The 21,438-nt window shown below is 40.3% G+C and carries 20 protein-coding genes; 17 read left to right on the top strand and 3 right to left on the bottom strand.

The genetic code is table 11. The features are described 5' to 3' along the window. Positions 1 to 28 precede the first annotated feature (28 nt). The 14 genes from KX723_RS05715 (at position 29) to KX723_RS05650 (ending at position 16,224) form a co-directional block, all read left to right on the top strand. The gene (locus tag KX723_RS05715) at positions 29 to 1,558 is read left to right on the top strand and encodes an ankyrin repeat domain-containing protein (protein WP_218813457.1); all 1,530 of its coding nucleotides are present in this window, start codon (positions 29 to 31) and stop codon (positions 1,556 to 1,558) included. A gap of 372 nt (positions 1,559 to 1,930) precedes the next feature. After that, positions 1,931 to 2,263: an FmdB family zinc ribbon protein gene (locus KX723_RS05710; protein WP_218813456.1), complete on the top strand. Its 333-nt coding sequence runs from the start codon at positions 1,931 to 1,933 to the stop codon at positions 2,261 to 2,263. Positions 2,264 to 2,281: 18 nt separating this feature from the next. Beyond that, positions 2,282 to 4,057: an aspartate--tRNA ligase gene (aspS, locus tag KX723_RS05705; protein ID WP_218813455.1), complete on the top strand. Its 1,776-nt coding sequence runs from the start codon at positions 2,282 to 2,284 to the stop codon at positions 4,055 to 4,057. An 11-nt stretch (positions 4,058 to 4,068) separates the two neighbouring features. Then, positions 4,069 to 4,860 carry a hypothetical protein gene (locus KX723_RS05700; RefSeq protein ID WP_218813454.1) on the top strand — a complete coding sequence of 264 codons (792 nt, stop codon included), beginning with the start codon at positions 4,069 to 4,071 and terminating at the stop codon, positions 4,858 to 4,860. An 84-nt stretch (positions 4,861 to 4,944) separates the two neighbouring features. Beyond that, a complete protein-coding gene (locus KX723_RS05695; protein ID WP_218813453.1) occupies positions 4,945 to 5,661 on the top strand; it encodes a YebC/PmpR family DNA-binding transcriptional regulator in 717 nt (238 codons plus the stop codon). Positions 5,662 to 5,686: 25 nt separating this feature from the next. Beyond that, entirely contained in the window at positions 5,687 to 6,217 is a 531-nt protein-coding gene (ruvC, locus tag KX723_RS05690; RefSeq protein WP_218813452.1) for a crossover junction endodeoxyribonuclease RuvC, read from the top strand. Further along, on the top strand, positions 6,214 to 6,828 hold the full coding sequence (gene ruvA / locus KX723_RS05685; protein ID WP_218813451.1) for a Holliday junction branch migration protein RuvA: 615 nt from the start codon (positions 6,214 to 6,216) through the stop codon (positions 6,826 to 6,828). Before ruvC ends, ruvA begins: the two co-directional genes overlap by 4 nt. A 156-nt stretch (positions 6,829 to 6,984) precedes the next feature. After that, positions 6,985 to 8,424 (top strand): ankyrin repeat domain-containing protein, encoded by a 1,440-nt coding sequence (locus KX723_RS05680; protein WP_218813450.1) that lies wholly within the window; start codon positions 6,985 to 6,987, stop codon positions 8,422 to 8,424. Positions 8,425 to 8,546: 122 nt separating this feature from the next. Next, positions 8,547 to 13,034, top strand: coding sequence for a hypothetical protein (locus KX723_RS05675; RefSeq protein ID WP_218813449.1), 4,488 nt, complete (start codon positions 8,547 to 8,549; stop codon positions 13,032 to 13,034). Between the two features lie 100 nt (positions 13,035 to 13,134). After that, entirely contained in the window at positions 13,135 to 13,305 is a 171-nt protein-coding gene (locus tag KX723_RS05670) for a hypothetical protein (RefSeq protein WP_218813323.1), read from the top strand. A gap of 37 nt (positions 13,306 to 13,342) precedes the next feature. Continuing rightward, positions 13,343 to 14,347, top strand: a complete 1,005-nt coding sequence (locus tag KX723_RS05665; RefSeq protein WP_218813448.1) for an ankyrin repeat domain-containing protein — start codon at positions 13,343 to 13,345, stop codon at positions 14,345 to 14,347. Positions 14,348 to 14,383: 36 nt separating this feature from the next. After that, the gene (gene ruvB, locus KX723_RS05660) at positions 14,384 to 15,421 is read left to right on the top strand and encodes a Holliday junction branch migration DNA helicase RuvB (protein ID WP_218813447.1); all 1,038 of its coding nucleotides are present in this window, start codon (positions 14,384 to 14,386) and stop codon (positions 15,419 to 15,421) included. Between the two features lie 225 nt (positions 15,422 to 15,646). Then, positions 15,647 to 15,979: a two-partner secretion domain-containing protein gene (locus tag KX723_RS05655; protein ID WP_218813446.1), complete on the top strand. Its 333-nt coding sequence runs from the start codon at positions 15,647 to 15,649 to the stop codon at positions 15,977 to 15,979. Between the two features lie 74 nt (positions 15,980 to 16,053). After that, the gene (locus KX723_RS05650; protein WP_218813323.1) at positions 16,054 to 16,224 is read left to right on the top strand and encodes a hypothetical protein; all 171 of its coding nucleotides are present in this window, start codon (positions 16,054 to 16,056) and stop codon (positions 16,222 to 16,224) included. Positions 16,225 to 16,566: 342 nt separating this feature from the next. Here KX723_RS05650 and KX723_RS09865 read toward each other — a convergent pair whose 3' ends face one another. Next, on the bottom strand, positions 16,567 to 16,842 hold the full coding sequence (locus tag KX723_RS09865; protein WP_218813445.1) for an HNH endonuclease: 276 nt from the start codon (positions 16,840 to 16,842) through the stop codon (positions 16,567 to 16,569). Here KX723_RS09865 and KX723_RS05640 point away from each other — a divergent pair. Then, positions 16,826 to 16,996 (top strand): hypothetical protein, encoded by a 171-nt coding sequence (locus KX723_RS05640; protein WP_218813323.1) that lies wholly within the window; start codon positions 16,826 to 16,828, stop codon positions 16,994 to 16,996. The genes KX723_RS09865 and KX723_RS05640 overlap by 17 nt on opposite strands. A gap of 366 nt (positions 16,997 to 17,362) precedes the next feature. Beyond that, entirely contained in the window at positions 17,363 to 17,503 is a 141-nt protein-coding gene (locus tag KX723_RS05635; RefSeq protein ID WP_218813444.1) for a hypothetical protein, read from the top strand. A gap of 100 nt (positions 17,504 to 17,603) precedes the next feature. On the opposite strand, the gene KX723_RS05630 is transcribed toward KX723_RS05635, so the two are convergent. Continuing rightward, on the bottom strand, positions 17,604 to 17,774 hold the full coding sequence (locus KX723_RS05630) for a hypothetical protein (RefSeq protein ID WP_218813323.1): 171 nt from the start codon (positions 17,772 to 17,774) through the stop codon (positions 17,604 to 17,606). A 126-nt stretch (positions 17,775 to 17,900) separates the two neighbouring features. After that, complete coding sequence (locus KX723_RS05625; protein WP_218813443.1) at positions 17,901 to 20,165, bottom strand: Rne/Rng family ribonuclease; 2,265 nt, start codon at positions 20,163 to 20,165, stop codon at positions 17,901 to 17,903. A gap of 888 nt (positions 20,166 to 21,053) precedes the next feature. Here KX723_RS05625 and KX723_RS05620 point away from each other — a divergent pair. Further along, the gene (locus tag KX723_RS05620; RefSeq protein ID WP_218813442.1) at positions 21,054 to 21,413 is read left to right on the top strand and encodes a hypothetical protein; all 360 of its coding nucleotides are present in this window, start codon (positions 21,054 to 21,056) and stop codon (positions 21,411 to 21,413) included. The last annotated feature ends 25 nt before the right edge of the window (positions 21,414 to 21,438 follow it).

The following is a 21,438-nucleotide window of genomic DNA, read 5'->3' as shown; positions in this document are numbered from 1 at the left end:
CTATAAGTTGCAAGGATACCCCGTTAGCATGGTTGATTTGATGAATTTTTTGAAGCTCAGTTATAATGAGTATGGAATCGCTTATAGCTTAGCTAAGCGGGCTTTAGAGGCTTTTCTTTTAGACTCTGAGGCTTCTTTTTTACGGCATCAGGAACGCATAAGGGTTGTAAGTAATAAAGCGTTTCTTGTACAGTTTCAAACATTGTTTAGAGAGCTAAATGGGTGCACGGATCTTAGCAGTGAAATAGAGCGCATGGAAAATGAAGGCTCTCAACATAGATTTAATTTATTGTACGATTACGCCGTAATTTTTTTAGGTATCCCTCTTACTGAAATTACCCTTGATAAAGTTTATTTAAAGGCTTGCCAAGATATCTATTCTTTCTTAGCGTCTGTGGCAGCGGAGAGTAAAGAGATTCAACAGCCATGCTATTTACCCTATGGCGATGCGGTTAACGTTTCAGAAAATGCTAGCACTGAAATGAGTACACAAGATCAATCGGTTGAAACAGAAGACGCCATCAAGAAAATTGATTCATCTATTGATCTTTACGATGACAATGCGCTGGAAGCCTATCTTAAAAAGTTGCAAAATTGTTCCGAAAGGGATCGCTTGGCTATCCATTTAACCGCGCATGAGAATACGAGCGCTTACGCCTTAATACTAATATACAATGCGGGGCAGGCTTGTTGGTTTATTGAAAATTGTGGTGACTATACGCTTTCTGAGTCTTTCTCTAAAGATAAGTTTGCTGATATGACGCAAAAAATAAAGCAAGACCTGGGGCTTCATTCTAGTGATGCGTTTCTTTTGCTAGAAACAGACGTTTACCACCGATATGACCAAGCGTCGGCTGTAAAACTTAGTGCCTCTATACCCTTTTTTATTACAGAAATGGGTTATAGGGAAAGTGTTGAGGCTTTATTAAAGGAAGCGCTGGTAGAGGTTAATGCGCAAACAGCGGATGGACTCACCATGCTTCATCTTGCTGTGAAAAATGGTGATTTGGATATGGTTCAGCTTTTATTAGCAAAAGGCGCTGATCCTAATATTAAAACCAAGAATGGGGAGACGGCATTTACATTGGCGGTCTCAATTTCCTTGTCAGCGCAGAATAAAATCGATTACGAAGATATTATTAAAGTCCTGATAGACGGGGGAGTCGATTTTAGTAGAAAAAAAAATACGCTAGCTTCAGGTGATTTTTCCGACAGAGAAGCGTTGTCCTCTAAAGTGCAGCAATTAGTGACAGAAATAGAAAAATATAGCCAGTGTTTAAATAAAAAATGGATTAGGCGTAATCTCGCCAAAGAAAAATCGATTGCGTTGATGAAAATTGTTCGAGCCTGTAAAGATAATGGAAGCGCTTTCTCAGAGGCGCAGTACGAGCATATTCGCAACACTATTCAGCAAGAAGAAGCTGTGTTATTGCAACACCGGCACTGGCCGCGGGGTATCCTCTACTTTTTCAAACAGCCTACTTTAAGAAATCGTGTCAGCAGTTATCAGAAAGTTATGTGCTTAGATCACGCTATTAAAGATTTATTAGCTACTTGAGTAGATCTCCAAAGCGGCCAATACGTCTTTTCCTCTGTCCTCTATAGATACAAAGCTGGCGGAATATTACACACTCGATTAAAATACCCGCCAGCTGATGGCTGCCTAGAAAATTAGGCTTTATCCCCATTTTTTGTTTATACCGCTCGTATACTCACAGCAATGGGGTTTTCGGCAAGGCGCCGCGAAAATGAAGCAACCGCAGTGTATATATGATACATGAGGATTGCGAATTGAGCGGGAACGCTGCCGAAAATTCAAGTGCGAAGAGTATATATGAAGAGGGATAGGTATTTGAGGTAGTGTATCCGCCGCTTCGACTACAATGCGACTATACTAACTAATTATAAAGAGAGGAGTTAAGGAACCACTATGCCTATTTACGAGTATCAATGTACTGCTTGCGGCCACCATTTTGATACCATTCAGAGCTTTAAAGATGAGGCATTGACTAATTGCCCGGTGTGCGGAGAAGAAACGCTTAAAAAACTCATTTCTGCACCGGCCTTCCATTTAAAGGGTACGGGTTGGTATGTGACTGATTTTAAAAACCAAGCGAAGCCGAATACGGAAAGCCAGGAAAATAAAGAGGCTGTCTCAACCAAGAAAAAGACTGAAAAAGAAGCGCCTAAAAAAGAGCTGGCGACTGAATCTAAAAAAATTGAAAAATCACCTATAAAAAAATCGGATAAAACCGATGAGTAGTTACATGAGTTAAAAATTATGACGCAAAGAACACATTATTGTAGCCAAGTAGGCGACGATCTCCTGCAAAAAACCGTTCACGTTGGAGGTTGGGTTCACCATAGGCGCGACCATGGTGGTATTATTTTTGTTGATTTACGTGACCGTAGCGGGCTTTTGCAACTGGTCTTTAATCCTGAGCAAACTGAACTTTTCAAACAAGCTGAAAGCTTACGTAATGAATATGTTATTGCAGTGGAAGGTCAGGTCAGATTGCGTCCTGCGGGTACGGAAAATAAGCAGCTTAAGTCCGGTAAAGTAGAACTTCAGGTGGCTAAGCTAACTATTTTAAATAGTTCATTGGCATTACCCTTTGCAATTGATAGTTATACCCCGGTGAGTGAAGAGGTTGCGCTGAAGTATCGTTATCTGGATTTACGCCGACCTGATATGCAAGCACGGTTTATTTTGCGCACCAAAGTGGTGAGCTTTATTCGTCGCTTTCTTGAAGAAAAAAGTTTTTTAGAGCTTGAAACACCTATTTTAACCAAAGCCACACCGGAAGGCGCGCGTGATTACTTAGTGCCTAGCCGTGTTCATCCGGGTTCATTTTATGCTTTACCCCAATCCCCCCAATTATTTAAACAATTGTTGATGATGTCGGGGTTTGATCGCTATTACCAAGTGGTGCGTTGTTTTCGTGATGAAGATTTGAGAGCGGATCGACAACCTGAATTTACCCAGCTCGATATGGAGCTCTCGTTTTGTGATGAGAAAACCATTCAAGAGCTGACTGAAAATCTTATTTGTTCTTTGTTTAAAGAAATTCTACAGGTTTCATTGCCACACCCTTTTCCGCGTATGAGCTATCATGAAGCGATGCAACGTTATGGTAGTGATAAACCTGATTTACGTATTCCTTTAGAGTTAATTGATATCGCTGATTTAGTCAAAGGGATTGAGTTTAAGGTTTTTGCTGATCCCGCGGCGGATCCGCAAGGGCGGGTTGTTGCGCTGCGTATTCCTAATGCCGTGGACTTAACGCGAAAAACGATTGACGAATATTCCCACTATGTGAGTATTTTGGGTGCTAAAGGCTTGGCTTATATTAAAGTGGTTGATCGTGATAAAGGTTTAGAAGGATTGCAATCACCCATACTTAAATTTATGCCTGAGCCGGTAGTGACAGCTATTTTAGAAAGGGTCGGTGCTCAAACCGGCGATATTATTTTCTTTGGTGCCGGCAAGTCCAAAATCGTGAGTGATTCATTAGGCGCGTTACGCGTTAAATGTGGACATGATTTTAAATTAGTGAAAGAGGGTTTTGCTCCGTTATGGGTCGTCGATTTTCCTTTATTTGAATTCGACGAAAAAGAACAACGTTTGCAAGCGTTACACCATCCCTTCACAGCACCTCAAGTGGCTGATGTAGATGAATTGCAAGCAAAAAGCGCTACCTGCCTTTCTCGTGCTTACGATATGGTACTGAATGGCTGTGAGGTTGGTGGTGGATCCATTCGTATCCATGATTCTCGTGTACAAGCCGCCGTTTTTGATTTATTAGGTATTACAGAACAAGAACAAAAAGATAAATTTGGATTTTTACTGGAAGCGCTAAAATACGGTTGTCCTCCCCACGGTGGTATTGCGTTTGGTTTGGATCGCTTAGTCATGCTAATGACCGGCGCATCCTCTATTCGCGATGTTATTTTATTTCCAAAAACACAGGCGGCCCGCTGTCCTTTAACAGAAGCACCTAGTGCGGTGAGTCTTGCGCAACTGAACGAATTATCCATTCAAGTCCGAAAAAAATAGAGGGTTTGTTTATGTCACAATCGTTACCACCTAATTTAGTTAAAGCAACGACAGGTCAGTATTCAATTCCTATCGTTGCTATTTATAAGGAAGCCTGGCATCGAATAAAAGGCATGAAAAAATCTTTTTGGGGTGGGTTTGCCTTACTATTTCTTACCCTAGCGGGCATTTATGTTGTATTTCAATTTTTCGTGACTGTTTGCTCGGTATTGCAGTTTTATAAAGTAGGGGCGATAGGCGGATTTATTGCCGGCGGTTTTTTTGAAGTATTACGTTTATTGTTGAGTATGTCGCTGGTTTTTTTAGCGTTACAACACCTTCGCCATCAAGCCATTAGTTCAACGATGGTTTTTGAGTTTCGTAAAGCCTGGAAACCGTTAACGATCATTGCGCTTAGTTTTTATTTATTGAACTTTCTTTTAGTTACCGGGGGCAAACTCATTCTAAACAAAGTTAATACGCCCGGGTTAGAAAATACTTTTGCGTTTGGTATGGTAATACAATTTATTGTATTTGTTATTTTATTTACCTATATCGCCATGCTGATTACGATGAGCATGTTATTGATTTTAGATAAAAAAATGTCGCTTAAAGAAAGTTTTGCGGTGGCCTTTAAGTCAATTAATCAGCATGTATTTAAAAATATAGCTTTATTGTTACTGGCTAGTCTTTTATTTTTAGGAATAGGTCTTGTAACATTAGGGATTGGTTTGATTTGGTTATTGCCTTTTATGTCATTAATATCGGCAATCCAGTACCAACAAATTTTTTGTCAAGATGAGTCTGCGTTAGGAGCGCGGTAAGTTAACATACTCACAGCAGTAGGATTTTCGGCAACACAGCCGAAAACTCAAGTGCGACGAGTATAAAAATAAGAGAAGTGTAGTATGGCTGGACACAGTAAATGGGCAAATATTCAGCATCGAAAAAATGCACAAGATGCTAAACGCGGTAAATTATTTACCAAATTGATTCGTGAAATTACGGTCGCGGCGCGAATGGGCGGCGGGGATCTGAGTAAAAATCCGCGTTTACGTTTAGCGGTTGATAAAGCCTTATCGGCGAATATGAGTAAAGATACGATTGAGCGTGCTACTAAAAAAGGAGCGGGTGGCTTAGAAGGCGCGCAGATGGAAGAAATACGTTATGAAGGATATGGGCCAAAAGGTGTGGCCGTTCTCGTTGATGTATTAACGGATAATCGGAATCGAACGGTTGCTGAAGTACGACATGCATTTACAAAATGCGGTGGTAATTTAGGTACTAGCGGTTCTGTTGCTTATTTATTTAATAAAAAAGGCGTTATTACGTTTGAGCCAGATGCTGAAGAAGAAAAGATCTTAGAGATAGCATTAGAGGCGGGCGCAGACGACGTGGTGACTTATCCCGATAAAAGTATTGATGTGTTTAGCTCAGAGACATTGTTGCCACAATTAAAATCATTATTTGAAGAAAAAAAATTAATGCCTGCCAATAGTGAAGTTACTTGGTTGGCAGCGACGCATGTTGCATTGACAGGTGATGATGCAGAGAAGATGGAACGTTTAACCGCGATGTTAGAAGATTTAGACGACGTGCAGATGGTGTATTCTAATCAGGAATAGACGCTTCTTGCTGTGAGTATTAAATATGACTATTATTTTGGGTATCGATCCTGGTTCTTGTATTACCGGATATGGGGTTATACAAAGTGCTGAATCGAAACTCACTTATTTAGATAGTGGTTGTATCAAATTAGGTAAGAATCCTTTTTCAGAACGTTTAAAAAAAATATTTGATGGTTTGCAAATTGTATTAAATCAATATAAACCGACTGAGGTTGCCATTGAACAAGTTTTTTTTCACATCAATCCCAATGCGGCACTTAAGTTAGGTCAAGCCAGGGGTGCTGCCATTGTGGCGGCCGCGGTATCTGAACTTTCTGTCAGTGAATATTCGGCGCGACAAGTTAAACAGTCAGTCGTAGGCTATGGTGCGGCAAATAAACAACAAGTACAGCATATGGTGCGCTTGTTGCTTAATTTAAGCGATTCTCCTCAAGCCGATGCGGCAGATGCACTTGCGATTGCCGTCTGTCATGCGCAATCAAAACCGCTACAAACAGCACTCGCCCAAACAATGGGAATACAGAAACGATTTCGACGAGGAAGATTACGATGATTAATCGATTACGCGGCAAGCTGATTGAAAAACAACCACCTTTTTTGCTATTAGAAATGGCGAATGCATTTACCTATGAAGTACAAGCATCGATGCATACTTTTTATCAGCTGCCTGAATTAGGCCAAGAAGTGATGCTTTATACGCAATTTATTGTTCGTGAAGACGGACATTATTTATATGGCTTTAGTGATCCACAAGAGCGTGCTTTATTTTCCCAGCTTTTAAAAGTAAATGGTGTGGGCCCTAAAGTAGCTTTAGGTATTTTATCTAAAATTGAATCATGGGAATTAATTGCGTGCGTGGAGCAGCAAGATATTGCGACATTACAGCGTGTTCCCGGTATTGGGCAAAAGACTGCCGAACGTTTAGTGATTGAAATGCGCGATCGATTAAGTGTACTGGTTAATAGGGAGTCGCATAAACCGATCGCCACCGTGGGTGGTAAAACAGATATTTCTCGCCAGTATCAACAAGATGCTATTTCTGCGCTGATTGCCTTAGGTTATAAGCCTCAAGAAGCCAATCGTGCGGTATTAAAAATTAAAGTGGATAATTTATCGGTTGAAATGTTGATTCGTACCGCTTTAAAAAATATGGATACGCGCTAAGCGTTAAACCAACTACTTCCATTGATTCTCCGCTATTAAATTTATTTCATTCGTTTGATTTTTACCTAAAAGATAATGTTAATTGTTTTGTGAAATGATTTTTTTATGAAACCATTTATAATGATCTGGATTATAAATAATAGGGAGATGAAATAAATGAAAGAAGAGATTGAAAAATTTAAAGCATTTATTATTGAAGGAAATCTTGCGACGGTTGAAGATTTTTTAAGGAAACATCAACACCGTGACGTTGCAAATTGGATACTAAACAAGCATGGCGAATCCGCATTGCATTATCTTGCGAATGAAGAGCTTTGTGGGTACACACCCAATCGGGAAGATTTAATCCGTTTATTATTACGCTATGGCGCAAATATTAATTTAAAAGACAAGTCTGGTGCTTCGCCAATTAGCGAAGCATGCTTTAATTTTATTACACCATTAATTCAGATTTTTATAGAAAATGGGGCTGATGTTAAAGAGATTAATGATAGAGGGTACACATTGCTTCAATCACCGGTATTACATGGTGAAACTGAAATCGTCGATATGCTGTTAGAGGCAGGCGCTGGTGCGGTTATTAATACTATCGGTGAAGATGGCGATGCAATCATCCATAATGCATTAGCACAGGACACAAAAGATAATGAGATATTAAAGAGCCTTATTAGTGCGGGCGCTAATATTAATATGCCCGATAAAAAAGGGCAGACGCTTCTCCATGTAAATGTTTTGTACTATAGAAGCGAAGTAGTTAATGAAATACTCTTAGATCATGGTGCTGATTATTTAGTAGAGGATAAAAATGGGATGACAGCGCTACACTATGCGGCAAAAGAAAACTTTTATCCTTTAATTGATGCGTTTATAAAAGCTAAGTTATCAGGATATAGTGCGGCTTCTATAGAAGAAAAAAAATTAATATTAGATGACTGCCTTGAAAAATTTAAGATTATTTTATTAGAAAATCCACTATTTTTCAAACCTGGGGTTTTATATCAGTCCGTTGCTCCTTCTTTATATCAAGTGTTCACTTATCTATCAAACGGGTGGGATTATATTCAGCAAGAATTGCAAGGGGTTAGTAGATTTATAACCGCTAAGTTATCCGAATATAGAGAGGCTTCTACAGAGAAAAAGAGTTCAATATTAGGTGATTGCGCTGAAAAATTTAAGATTGTTTTATTAAAAAATCCAATGCTTTTAAAACCTACGATTCTTCGTCAGCCCGTTGCTCCTTTGCATCAGGAGCTCGCTTATCTATCAAACCGATGGGATTGTATTAGGCAAGAAATACAAGCGATGGAAGATAAAAAGATGGGTGTTAGTGATTATTCTCTTTATGCTACTTTAAAGCTAATCGATATGCTGAGTAATGAAACAGTGCTAGCATCTATCAATGGTGATACGTTAAAAAGTTTTCCTAATTTTTCAAGCAGAATAGAAGCTGTAACAAACTGTGTGAAAAAAACTGAAGCCCTGCCATTAGGTATGACAAGTAGACTGTTTAAATTACCTACCGCGGAAAGCCTAAGCGGTGTACCTTTATCGAATACCTCTGAAGAAGGAGAAAATAAAGCATTCAAACCCGCTTAATAGAAGGCTTGATTCACCCTGCTGAGGCGACATAAAAACCTATACAGCAGGGTGGAAATTTTTATGCGATGTGTTAGACATTGCAATCAAGTCCATGATAATTCCAAGGAGGACTTCAAGCGATGTTTGAAGATGCGCATGATTTTTATAATTTTTTTAAAAACTTAGGTTCTGAACAGCAACGTAGGTATGTATTTGATTATTATAAGGAGGGGATAGTTGATCTCATCAATAGTATGGATAGTTTTACTATTGTTACTCACGGGTTAGAACCTGATCAACGTCGTTCTGTGTTTGATAGTGTTAAAAGAAGATTAGCTTCGTTTATTCATAATTCAAATGATTTATCGCTTATTCTTACCGAATTAGAGCCCGCGCAACGTACGGAATTGCTCCTTCTTCTTAAAGGAAAGTTAGCTTCAATTCTTCAGAACGTCTATGATTTTCTTATCGTTGTTAAAGGATTAGAGTCTGAGCAACGTAGGTATATACTTAATGCTTATCATTTTTATGGTTTTTGGGATGCGTTAGAAGCAGCGCAACGTAGGGAACTATTTGATAATTTTAAAGAAATGTTAGTTTCTATTATCGATAGCCCCCATAGTTTTATTGTCATTATTAAAGATTTAAGACCCGATCAATACCGTTATGTGTTTGATGGGGTTAAACAACGCTTATCTTCGTTGATCCAGCATGTAGATGACTTGTATATTTTACTGGGACATTTAGAGCCTAAGTATCGTACCGATATGCTTGTTACGCTTAAAGGAAAGTTAGCGGTAATCATTAATAACTTGGATGATTTTGTTCGCGTTATTAAAAATTTAGATCATCAGCAAAGTAGATATGTGTTTAATGCTTGTGACTTTTATAATCGTTTTAGAGCTTTAAGTACTAAACGACGTAGGCAAGTGTTTGATAATTTTAAGGAAACCTTAGTTTCAATCATCGATACCGTCTATGATTTTGATATCATTACTAAAGGGTTAAGGTCTGATCAGCGCCATTACGTATTTGAGAATATTAAACAACGATTGTCTTCGATTATCCACAGCGTGGATGATTTCACTATTCTACTTGAACATTTAAAATCCGATCAACGTCGCTATGTTATTAATAACCTTAAAGAAACGGTTGCTTCAATTATGCATAGCACAGAGGATTTTTCCACGCTGTTTGAACATTTATCAACGGCAGAATGGAATATTGTCATTCAGCATTATGAAAGGATACAGTCAGAGAATTGTTTACCGGGCCCTAGCGGATATCACCCTCCTGCTCGACGTAAAAGAAATACGCTAGAAGAAGGCTGTGAGATTTCATGGAAGGATGTGGATGAGTTCAATGAAGAAAAGGAGAAATCAAGAGAATTTAGTGAAATCAAAATTAACAGTGAGCAATTTCTAGTGTTTCTTGCCGATCCATCGCTATCGGAAACTAAGCGTGCGCAGTTACTTCAGTTACCCGATAAAACCGTTGTAACAGGCGCGGCTAACGATCAGGTTGGTGTCTTAGTTGAGCATCAAAAAACCTTAATGTATTTGAATAAACTAGGCCGTGTATCGGGCATGGCGATGTATGGGATGATGGCTGAAAACACGCTGAAGGATTTTTTTCAGGAAGATTATACAGGTGTTGCGATTAACATAGGATTTATTGCGGGAGGGCAAGTATTTGCAAAACTAGCAGAAAAGGCATCTATAAAGGGAACAAAACTGATTTTAAATGATCAACGACTGCTGGGTCGATCATTTAGGATGGCATCACCTTTTTTAGCACGAGGCACTTCAGTCTATATTGTTTATGATTTAGTTAATCAAATAAAATCATATCAGCAAGGAAACCCGGATGCGGTAGCAGGTATTATGGGCGACAGTATTTTTCTGGGTGTTGATGGCGCAGAGATTGGTATAGAAATAGCAGAAGGGCTTGGATTCTTAGAAGGTGTTTCATCGGTTACAGGGCCTATAGGCGCGACGATTGGGGCGGTAGTGTTTATTGGAACTGATGTTTATTTAGCCGTTAAACAAGTTGATAAAATAGATGCGCTGATTCATTTAAGCAGTACAGAAAAATTCATTGAAGGCTTGCGTGCTTTTGTAGGAATGAATCCTAAGCAGTACCTACAACACTTAATGGAGGAGAAGCAGGCGAATAATCGCTTATTCAAACAAGGAATTGATTTCTTAAAAAACCATACCAGTCTACAGCGAGCTATTTTACCAACCGCGAATGTCGTGGAGGTATGCAATACGCTTATCTATAGAGAAAATTGCCCCGATATTGCTTTATGCCATACGATTAGCCATAGGGCAAATTGTTCACCACTCGACTTTTTAGGGTGCCAACCCGATCAATTTGGCAATTATTTTAAATATAAAACTAGAAAAGACTGTACCAATAAGTTGGATATATATTTAAATAACACGGTGCTACTTGATCGAAAGGTAAACGATATTCATTGGAGTCGAACGAAGCCTGATGCGCTGGAAGGCGATCTTTTTTGTGCGCCCACAGGCGATGATGGCGCTATACCCAGTGAGGGCGCCTACTTTTGTGATAAGGCGATGGGTATAGAATATGCTGATGCCAGAACAGGAAATACGACACTCATTAACTTAGGTGATGGAAATGATAGGGTGATAGGTTTTCCTCAAGGCGATCACGTTGTTATCGTGGGCAATGGGCATAAAATCGCTCACTTAGGCGATGGTAACGATAGTTTTTTGTTAGAAGGCCATACGATTAGCGGTACTCTTCATGGCGGTAACGGTACGAATACCTTGGATTTAGGTCTGTTTGCGAAGGAGCAAAAAACTATTTCGGTTAATTTAAAAAATACAAGGAGCCTTATTTATTTTACTGAACAAGCTAAAAACCAGCTTATTCCGTTAAGAGTTAATAGGATAAGTAATATTCTTTTACGCGCAAACAAACAAGACAGCGTTCGTATCGGTTGCCATACACGCTACAGCGATGCACGAGGCGGAGAAAATCAACACAACCCAGATGTTATTTTTATTCCCAAAAATAAGCATTGTGAATATGCGCTTAAACTTATTATAAGACCTTACACGAATGTTCTTAACCATGCTAGAAATAGGAACAGTCAGTTTACTTACAGTGTGCCTATTGTAAATAAAGGGGAGGCCGCGGTTAGTTTGTTGGAGGCGGGTGGTTTGCATCGATTTGCGTTTGCCTATACATTGAATGATATTAATAGGCTGGAAAAGACAAATAATACGCTAAGCCTTTCTTTTATAGAAGATCAGATTGATACACGGTTAATCAATGATACCGATCGCTATGGCATAGAGAATGAATTTACGCTGCGTATTACTCAATATGCTAGTAATCAGTTAGTTTTACAATTGAGTGATAATGCTGAAATAAGAGTCGAGGGGAATAACTTCTATGCTTTTCAAAGCACGAACCGTTCTATAGACGATATAATAAAGGACTGTTCTAAAACCGCTAATCGTTTAAAGCTCACTATTTTTGTGCAATCGCTTCCAAGCAATGAAACAATTGCTATAGGCCATGGTAAGCATGATGTGTTGCCTAATGATCCTTATCGTCGAAGTCATTTAATAGGAAATGGCGGCGAAAACGTATTTGTTATTCGTTCGGGTCATAAGATTTTAGATGTGCATAAATTACCACTGCCTGAAGTGGTAATTTATGATAGGGACGATGCAAACTTAATTGACACCTTAGATTTACGCGAAATAAGCAATCAGTTGCAAAAAGATTTAGGATTAAGCGTTCAAGCAAGGACGATGTTGATAGGCGATGATGTCGCTATAGCGTTATTTACGTCTATGCAGGGGGTCGATTGTCTCATTAGCACGATACGTTTAAAGAACGCAGTACTTAAAAAATGGACGAGTCGATTACATATTGTTCTCCAGCATGCGCCCATGAAAATGGATGCCGGGTGGGCTTTAAAACCAATACCTTTAGAATTTCCTCACGATAAAGATATCATGGTTATTAATCCCGAAGATGTAGAAGAAAACACGACTATAGTGAGTGCTAAGAAAGCGGGTGATTACCATTTTTATCGGTTGGGAGATAATTTACTTATTAGCAACGTATTGGATAGTCGCATCACAGAAAGTGAGCGCTATGCCCTATCATTGCAAGCGTTTTATCAAACACCTAAATTAGAAAGCTTGTCCATCGTATTTGAGGATAAATCGATCACGCTCAAGCATGAAATAGCACGCATAAAGAATGCTACCGCATTTAAAGATCAAATAACGCATTATAGGCAAGCTAAAAATAATCTATTGTTTAATAAAGCGCCTGAGCATCCGGCTGTACATCAGCGTAAACGTAGAGATGCCAAAAATAGCGCAAGTCATTCAGCAATATGTGGCGCAATTCGGCATCGATTTTTCAAATCTCCATTACCTCAAGTAGAAGGAAAGACTAATAATATACCCGGGCTAAAAATATTTAATCCTTCACAATTTGATGGCTCGGGCCTGTTGCTTCTTATGGCCAACCTTCTTGGTTGTAAATTAGCGCCGGTACCGACTGAAGAAAATGATCCGCGTTTCTATTCGGAAGATTTTGTTCTGCAAGCACTTCAAAAGAAGTTTTGAATCTACAGTGTGTTAATGTTTTTAATTTCCACTTGATGTTTCTCTGCTTTTAGTTTATTTTTCCGATTTTTTTATTTCAGCATACACTTTTTAGCGATCGATGAGACAGGAAAGCATTGTGAAAGCAATGCGAAGTCGAAGAGCCCGCGATAGGCGTGCGTTGACGGGCGAAGCAGGAAACGCATCACGCCGTAAAGTCATTTGTGGGAGGCACGGGCATGAACTCCGAAGGAGTGAGTGCGTGCCGGACGCAGGACGTATCGCGGCCTAATTTCAGTCGCGTCATGCGAACGAATTTCGGGGACACGATGGCCGAAATTCTTCGGGAGCATAGCGACTCACTTGCTTTTTTTGAACTGTTTGAAGTATTTAAATTACCGATTTGTCGTGAATTAATGGACGCGGATCTTCAAGAAGAAATAGCAAACGATACCTTACGCTATAAATGGCTCTATACCGATCAAAAAGAGGCCTTTGAAAAAGCGCTGCAAGCTACGCAATCCTATAGGCGTATACTGTTTCATAAGAAAATGTTGCATGCCGAATTATTTCATGAGAATAAAAAGATTGATCTAAACGAGTTACTCAAGGGATCACTTTTGCATTTTGTGGTACTGAATCCAGAAAGTGACGCATTGGCTCAGTTTATACGAAGTTTAGATAAAGAAGAGATTGATAAGTCCAATGTGGAAGGATGGACGCCGCTGATGCTCGCTTCTCAGTTGGGTAAAAATGAATATGTAAAGTGTTTGCTTGCTGCAGGGGCAGACCTTGAGCGAGAAGTGGCTGGTTTTTCATCGCTGGTGCTGGCAGTAAAAGCGGGACAATGGAAAACAACGAAGCATTTGTTGGAAGCCGGTGCTTGTATTAAGCAGGATAATAATAATAAATTAATAGGCGGGCTAAAGGAAACGTTTCCTGCCATCTATTTTGCTTGCCGCCAATATGATAAGCGCATCTTGAATTTGTTATTAGAAAAGGAAAAGCGGTTGACGCTAATGGATAAAAAAGACGCTCTACTCACGGCATTAGAGGTTGAGAACTTAGAAGCGGTGCGTGTATTATTTAAACATATGACGAAGGAAGATAAAGATCAATTTTCTAAAAAATATAAGCCTTTGCTATTAGAAAAAGCAGTCAGTTCAGGTAATCTTCGCTTAGTGGATGAGATGCTAGCGTCTGATTTTGGCCTCGCGTTTAATAAAACGGATCGTAAGATATTGTTTTTTGCCTTAAGTGAAAAAGGTTTTTTGCCTTTGAATACGGAAGTTACCCTCTGTAAAAGGGAGCCATGTTTTAATAGCGCACAATAAATTTGTGTTATTTATATACTAACCACGGTTGTTCTTATGTTGTTATCTGATCGACTGATTAGTGCTAAGAAATTATCGGAAGACGATAAGCTGGTACCGCGTATACGTCCGCTAACGCTCGCCGATTATTTAGGACAGTCTTCCGTTTCTGAGCAAATGGGTCTTTTCATTCAGGCCGCGCGTGCACGCAATGAAGCGCTGGATCATGTGCTCATCGTGGGACCGCCTGGGTTAGGAAAAACAACCTTGGCACATATTATTGCCAATGAAATGAACGTATCGCTCAAACAAACCTCAGGTCCTATTTTAGAAAAGGCGGGCGATTTAGCGGCATTACTAACGCATCTTGAAGGCCGGGAAGTTTTATTTATTGATGAAATACATCGTTTAAGTCCTGTTATTGAAGAAATATTGTATCCCGCATTGGAAGACTACCAATTAGATATCATGATAGGTGAGGGTCCGGCGGCGCGTTCTATTAAATTAGATTTACCACCGTTTACTTTAATTGGCGCGACAACGCGTGCAGGTTTATTAACTTCTCCGTTGCGTGATCGTTTTGGTATTGTACAGCGACTTGAATTTTATAGTGTGGACGATTTATGTGGTATTGTGATTCGTTCTGCTAGTATTTTGAACGTAAAAATTGATCCTAACGGCGCGATGGAAATTGCTAAGCGTGCGAGGGGCACGCCGCGTATTGCTAACCGCTTATTGCGACGGGTTAGAGATTTTGCAGAAGTGAAAGCCGACGGGTATATTAATGCGTTGTTGGCTGCTCAGGCATTAGATTTGTTGGAGGTTGATCGACAAGGATTTGATCAACAGGACCGTAAGTTATTAACGAGTCTTATCGAAAAATTCGATGGAGGTCCGGTTGGTTTAGATAGCTTAGCAGCAGCGATTGGCGAAGAGCGCGATACTATCGAAGAAGTAATTGAACCGTATTTAATTCAGCAAGGCTTTATGATGCGTACATCGCGGGGTCGCATCGCGACGAAACAGACCTATTTACACTTTGGCCTTTCTTTCCCGGCGCATCTGAATGGAAATAAAGATCTCAGCTGTGTTTAGTTAATAAAAGCACTTAAGTTGAAAGGATGGATGTAATAAGGATATAATACGGACTTGATGGGTTCCATAATAATTTCAAATTAGATTATACCCTCATTGTTCTCTTAAAAGTCCAACAAAATATAACTTATATCAACAATAAAGTTTCATCTAAGAAATGGTACAAGATTATCTATTCTTGTTAGCTGATCTTGAATATTGTTAACACCTTATTAGGTTATGTTTATGCATTTTATCTGCCGTCTTAAACAGCTTGTCTTATTATTTATTTTAAGCGCTACGATGATGAGTGCCCAAGCTGCTCCGATCGGCGGGCAAGTAACTGCAGGTGCTGGAAATATTAGCCAGTCAGGCAATACCACAACCATTAATCAGCAAAGTCAAAATCTGTCGCTGAACTGGAACCAGTTCGATATTGCGCCAAAAGAAACGGTTAACTTTGCGCAACCTAATCCTCAAGCACTTGCCGTGAACCGGGTGTTAGGAAGTAATCAAGCGAGCCAGATCCAAGGTCATTTGAATGCGAATGGCCAGGTGTGGTTGATTAATCTGTACTAGTTCCGACCAAATCGTACAAAACTCTTGAAAGAGAGAGAGTTTCCGGTTTTGATAGAGGTGCAAAACTTCGAACGATGAGACAGGAAAGCATTGTGAAAGCAATGCGAAGTCGAAGAGCCCGCGATAGGCGTGCGTTGACGGGCGAAGCAGGAAACGCATCACGCCGTAAAGTCATTTGTGGGAGGCACGGGCATGAACTCCGAAGGAGTGAGTGCGTGCCGGACGCAGGACGTATCGCGGCCTAATTTCAGTCGCGTCATGCGAACGAATTTCGGGGACACGATGGCCGAAATTCTTCGGGAGCATAGCGACTCACTTGTATTACTATCTGTCAGAATAGTCAAGGTTAAAATAGGCCGCCCATGCTTTTTTGAGTAAGTTAAGCTTACCGGAATATGTTAAAAAAAGTACTGCGTAGTTTTGATCGATTAATTAATAGAATTAATAATTGAGAGTATCAATCAATGATTATAAAACCCAAAATTCGTGGATTTCTTTGGGATAAGTTGCAGTAATAAAGCAGGTTACGGGCTTAGCAGAATTTGCAAAATAGGCTTCCATTGACTAAATGGTTATTTAATAGGGAGTCAATGACTAATATGTTTAAGGTGCTCTAGGCTGTGGCAATTTGGACAAAGGACTTCAAGATTAGATATATCATTATTATTACGATTTTTATCTTTATGGTGAACGCCAAGGGTGCGTGGCTCAATATTATAAGCACACCGATTGCAGCGATCAATTAATCCTCTAGTAACTAGAGACTTTCTTACAGTTGTAAAAGAAGGCTTGAAAGTTTCTTTAGATGCTTTATTGACGCAGGGTTTAGAGCAATATTTTCTATCGATGAGACAGGAAAGCATTGTGAAAGCAATGCGAAGTCGAAGAGCCCGCGATAGGCGTGCGTTGACGGGCGAAGCAGGAAACGCATCACGCCGTAAAGTCATTTGTGGGAGGCACGGGCATGAACTCCGAAGGAGTGAGTGCGTGCCGGACGCAGGACGTATCGCGGCCTAATTTCAGTCGCGTCATGCGAACGAATTTCGGGGACACGATGGCCGAAATTCTTCGGGAGCATAGCGACTCACTTGTATGACATGCATGTCCGATGAATGGTTTAAGGCAGTGTTGACAAATATACTCAATTTTTCCTTTGTTTTTCTGGGCTACTCTGTAACAAGAAGTAGAACAATATTTGGCTTTATTGCATCGGGAAGAAATATGTGTAAAAGGGGATTTGCATATTAAGCATAATGCTTTTATTTCTGTTCTTTCCGAGTTTGCTTTACAACTAAGAGAGCAAAATTTGGAAGTAGGGATTAAATAGGGTTTTACCCGGTAGGGGATTTCGCAAAACGAACAAATTTTATTAGGGGGTTTCATATGCCACTAAAAAAAGGAAAATCAAAAAAGATTATATCGGAGAATATAGCGGAACTGGTACGACACGGTAGAAATCAAAAGCAGGCGGTTGCTATCGCCTATGCCCAGGCAAGACAAGGCAAGAAAAAAACCAAGAAGTAAACTTAGGGCTATTATCTTATAAATTACAAGTGAGTCGCTATGCTCCCGAAGAATTTCGGCCATGGTGTCCCCGAAATTCGTTCGCATGACGCGACTGAAATTAGGCCGCGATACGTCCTGCGTCCGGCACGCACTCACTCCTTCGGAGTTCATGCCCGTGCCTCCCACAAATGACTTTACGGCGTGATGCGTTTCCTGCTTCGCCCGTCAACGCACGCCTATCGCGGGCTCTTCGACTTCGCATTGCTTTCACAATGCTTTCCTGTCTCATCGAACGCGTTTTTCACGCAGCAATGATAATTTAAGTTTGAATAAAATACTTAAAAAGTTTTATTAATTAAAAAAGAATAAACATCCGGAGCGCTCAACTAAGCGCCTCGGATGTTTAGAAGATTAGCTATTTATGGTGCTTTTCAGAAGATTGATCTTCAAAAGCATAGTTACGGTGGCGTAATTTAGGTTCTCCACCATAACGTCGTGGGTTGCGTCTATGTGATCGCAATGCACTATTAGCGGGTGCTTTATTTTCCGTCTTTTCACTCGTAGTAGGATTCACTGGTTTCGGATGGGTAACTATAGCCTGTGTTTGTGTTGGTACTACTTGAGGAGCAGTAACGATGCTTGGTTTTTCTACCGCTTCAATCGGCTTTCTAGGAGCAGGACGCGGTTGTACCGGATGTTGTTTTTTTACTGCTTGAGTTTCCTCGATGGGAAGTGCGCGCTCAGGTGGTCTTCTTCTGGGCTGCGGTGTTCTTTCTACAGCAGAAGGCTTAGCTTGTGTTTGCTGTTCATATCGAGTGGGTTGGTTGTTGGCAGCTGGATAGCGATTACCTTGTCCACGCTCTCTTCGGGGGCGGCTTCGGTTATTGTTGTTTCTATTGCCTCCTTTTGCATAACGGCGTTCTTGATGCGGTTTTGCAGCATAGTGTTCTGCTTTCTTAGCGGGCTGTGCAACAACTACCGGTGTTGTTTTTTTAGATTTAGTTAAATCGCTGAGCATGGAAAACAGACGACTTAACACGCCTAATTGCGTTTTAGATTTGTTTTTGTTGTTAGGTAGAACAATCGATTTTACCGCGGGCACTTCAGGTTGACGAGCCACAGGTGCAGCATAAGGCATAGAAACATCAGTACGTGTTCTATTTTCTAGTAACTCATAACTGGCTACATGGCTGTCTTTATCTTCAGCGCTTTTGGTCAGTGCGGTAATTTTATGTTGCGGCGATTGCCAGTAAGGATTAGGAATAAGTTGCAACGTGACTTGATAACGTTGTTCGATTTGGTTAATGGCCGTTCGTTTTTCATTGATAAGATAGGTTAGCATATCAATCGGCAACTCTACACGTAATTGTTGTGTTGATTTCTTTAATGCTTCTTTTTCAATTAAGCGAATCAGCGATAAAGCTAATGACGCTGGACTTCGTACGGTGCCTTGTCCGCTACAATGCGGGCAAAGTGTTTCATTCGCTTTACCTAAGGAGTGACGTAAACGTTGGCGAGACATTTCTAATAATCCAAACGCCGAAATACGTCCTATTTGAATGCGTGCGCGATCTTTTTTGGTCGCTTCGCGTAAACAGTTTTCAACTTTGCGCTTGTTATCTTCAGAATTCATATCGATGAAATCGATAACAATTAATCCGCCTAAATCACGTACACGTAATTGATGCGCAATTTCTTTAGCGGCTTCTAAGTTTGTTTTTATGGCCGTTTCTTCGATATCGCCATTTTTGGTAGAACGGCCGGAGTTAATATCAATGGCAACTAAGGCTTCGGCACGATCAATGACAATGGTACCGCCGGAAGCTAAACGTATTTCACGTTGAAAGGCTGATTCAGCGGCTTCTTCTATATTAAATTGTAGAAAGAGCGGTGTTGGGTTTTGGTAAAGGGTAATACGCGATAAAAAGTCAGGACGGATTTGCTCGATGTATTGTCTTATTTTTTCATAGATTTTTTTATCATCGATAATGATTTCATCAATATCACGTCGCAGGTAGTCACGTATAGAACGGGTAATCAGATCGCCTTCTTGAAAAACTAAGAAAGGCGCTGAACGTTCATTAAATGCGTGTTGTATGGCATCCCATTGCTTAAGCAATAAACCAAAATCATTTTGTAGTTCTTGTAGATCACGTCCTACACCTGCTGTGCGTAGAATAAGTCCCATTTCACCAGGAACAGCCAATTGGCTTAATGAGTCCTGCATGGCACGTCGCTCTTCACCTTCGATACGACGCGAAATACCACCAGCGCCCGGATTATTGGGCATCAATACTAGGTAGCTGCCGGGTAATGTGATGTAGGTTGTCAAAGCAGCGCCTTTATTACCGCGCTCCTCTTTTTCTATTTGCACCATCATTTCCTGACCTACTTTCAGCGAACTTTTAATCGCTTGATCATTGTTTTTAAATTTAAAGTAGGAGGGGGCAATTTCTTTGAAGGGTAGAAAACCATGGCGATCAGCGCCATAGTCGATAAAGGCAGCCTCTAAGCTAGGCTCAATACGACTAATTTTCCCTTTATAGATATTGGATTTTTTTTGCTCTTGGCCTGTATATTCAATATCTAAGTCAGAAAGTTTGTTTTCTTCTAATAAGGCCACTCGGATTTCTCCTGCTTGAGCGGCATTAATTAATATTCGATTTTTTTCACTATGCATCGTTGAATCCTATTGGGATAAAAGGTCCAACTAAGCTTGTATTCCTTGTAAACGTGCGAATATACAACTAAAACAAATTAAAACTAAAACGAGTGCAGTTTGAAATAATGACCGCTTAATCAATGTGGTCGATTTAAAGCGGGTTAACGTTATTCTTTGCATTTGCATAAGCTATCTTGTCTTTTAGACGGGTAGCATCGGTTTTAAAATTCTGTTTTCAACACGTTACAAGTTTGTCTATGTTTATTCTCAACGCTTAAGTTCTAGTGAACGATACAATCTGTTGTAAGAAGTAAATACCTTTATCATAGGCTTTAAAAAGCAGGGGTATCGACCACGTTCTAAAAAAACCGGAGCGGAGAATAGTGACTCAAATAAATGACTACAAACTTAGAAGCCGGACCAATTTAATTCTTTAATAATTTGGGGTTTTTAATGGGTGTCCCCACACCTAAATTTCAATAAAAAACTAAAGCTTTTTGCTTTAGTTTAGGGCTTACAAAGCGTTGATTTTTATCGTTCGCTTTGCTTCTCTTAATTAAGTAAGCCCATGGCGGGTAGCCATATTGGCTTACAAAAAACTAAATCTGGGGGCATTATAACAGTATTTAGTAGCTTAGCAATAAGCCAAGGGGGCCAAACCAGGCGCCATGCCGCGCTTTGGGGTGCTAAAAGGAGGGATTTTGTTTTACTGAAAAGTTTTGCTATGCTTACTCTGGCCTTACTATAAGGTTTTAGGGTTTTGTCAGGGGGTGGTTTTATATCAGCCCTGGGCTAGGCCTTTTTTCAAGCCCTGTCATGGGTATGACATCGTTTGGAAAGAGGCTCATCTACTGACAAGCTTTTTCTTAACGCTATTATGCACTACTTAGATGGGGAATTTTGCTTATGTATAAGAAGTTTTTGGTTTCAATGCTGTTGACAGTGGCCTTAGCTGGTTGTGGTCATCAGTCTTCTGATAAGCAAGGCGATCAAATGGATACAGCATTGCCTATCCAAGACCAAATAACGAATCCAGCGCCAGTTAATGGGGCTGAGCCAGCTAACCCAGCAACGGCAGAGCCAACACAAACACCCCCTTCTGCGGCAACGGATACGACGCAGCCAGCGGCCGGTACAACAACCCCTAATGCAGCGACAATAACGCCAGCAACTGACAAGGATGCCGCTGCTGCTGCTAAATCCGCTGCCGATGCTGCTGCTTCCGCTGCCGATGCTGCTGCTTCCGCTGCTAAAGCCGCTCAATAGGGTCTTACGCTTAAGACACAGCAGG

This window comes from Rickettsiella endosymbiont of Dermanyssus gallinae (assembly GCF_019285595.1).
In the GTDB taxonomy this organism is placed as follows: domain Bacteria; phylum Pseudomonadota; class Gammaproteobacteria; order Diplorickettsiales; family Diplorickettsiaceae; genus Rickettsiella_B.
The sequence above is the reverse complement of the archived record's forward strand: the minus strand, read 5'-3'. Positions and strand labels throughout refer to the sequence as shown.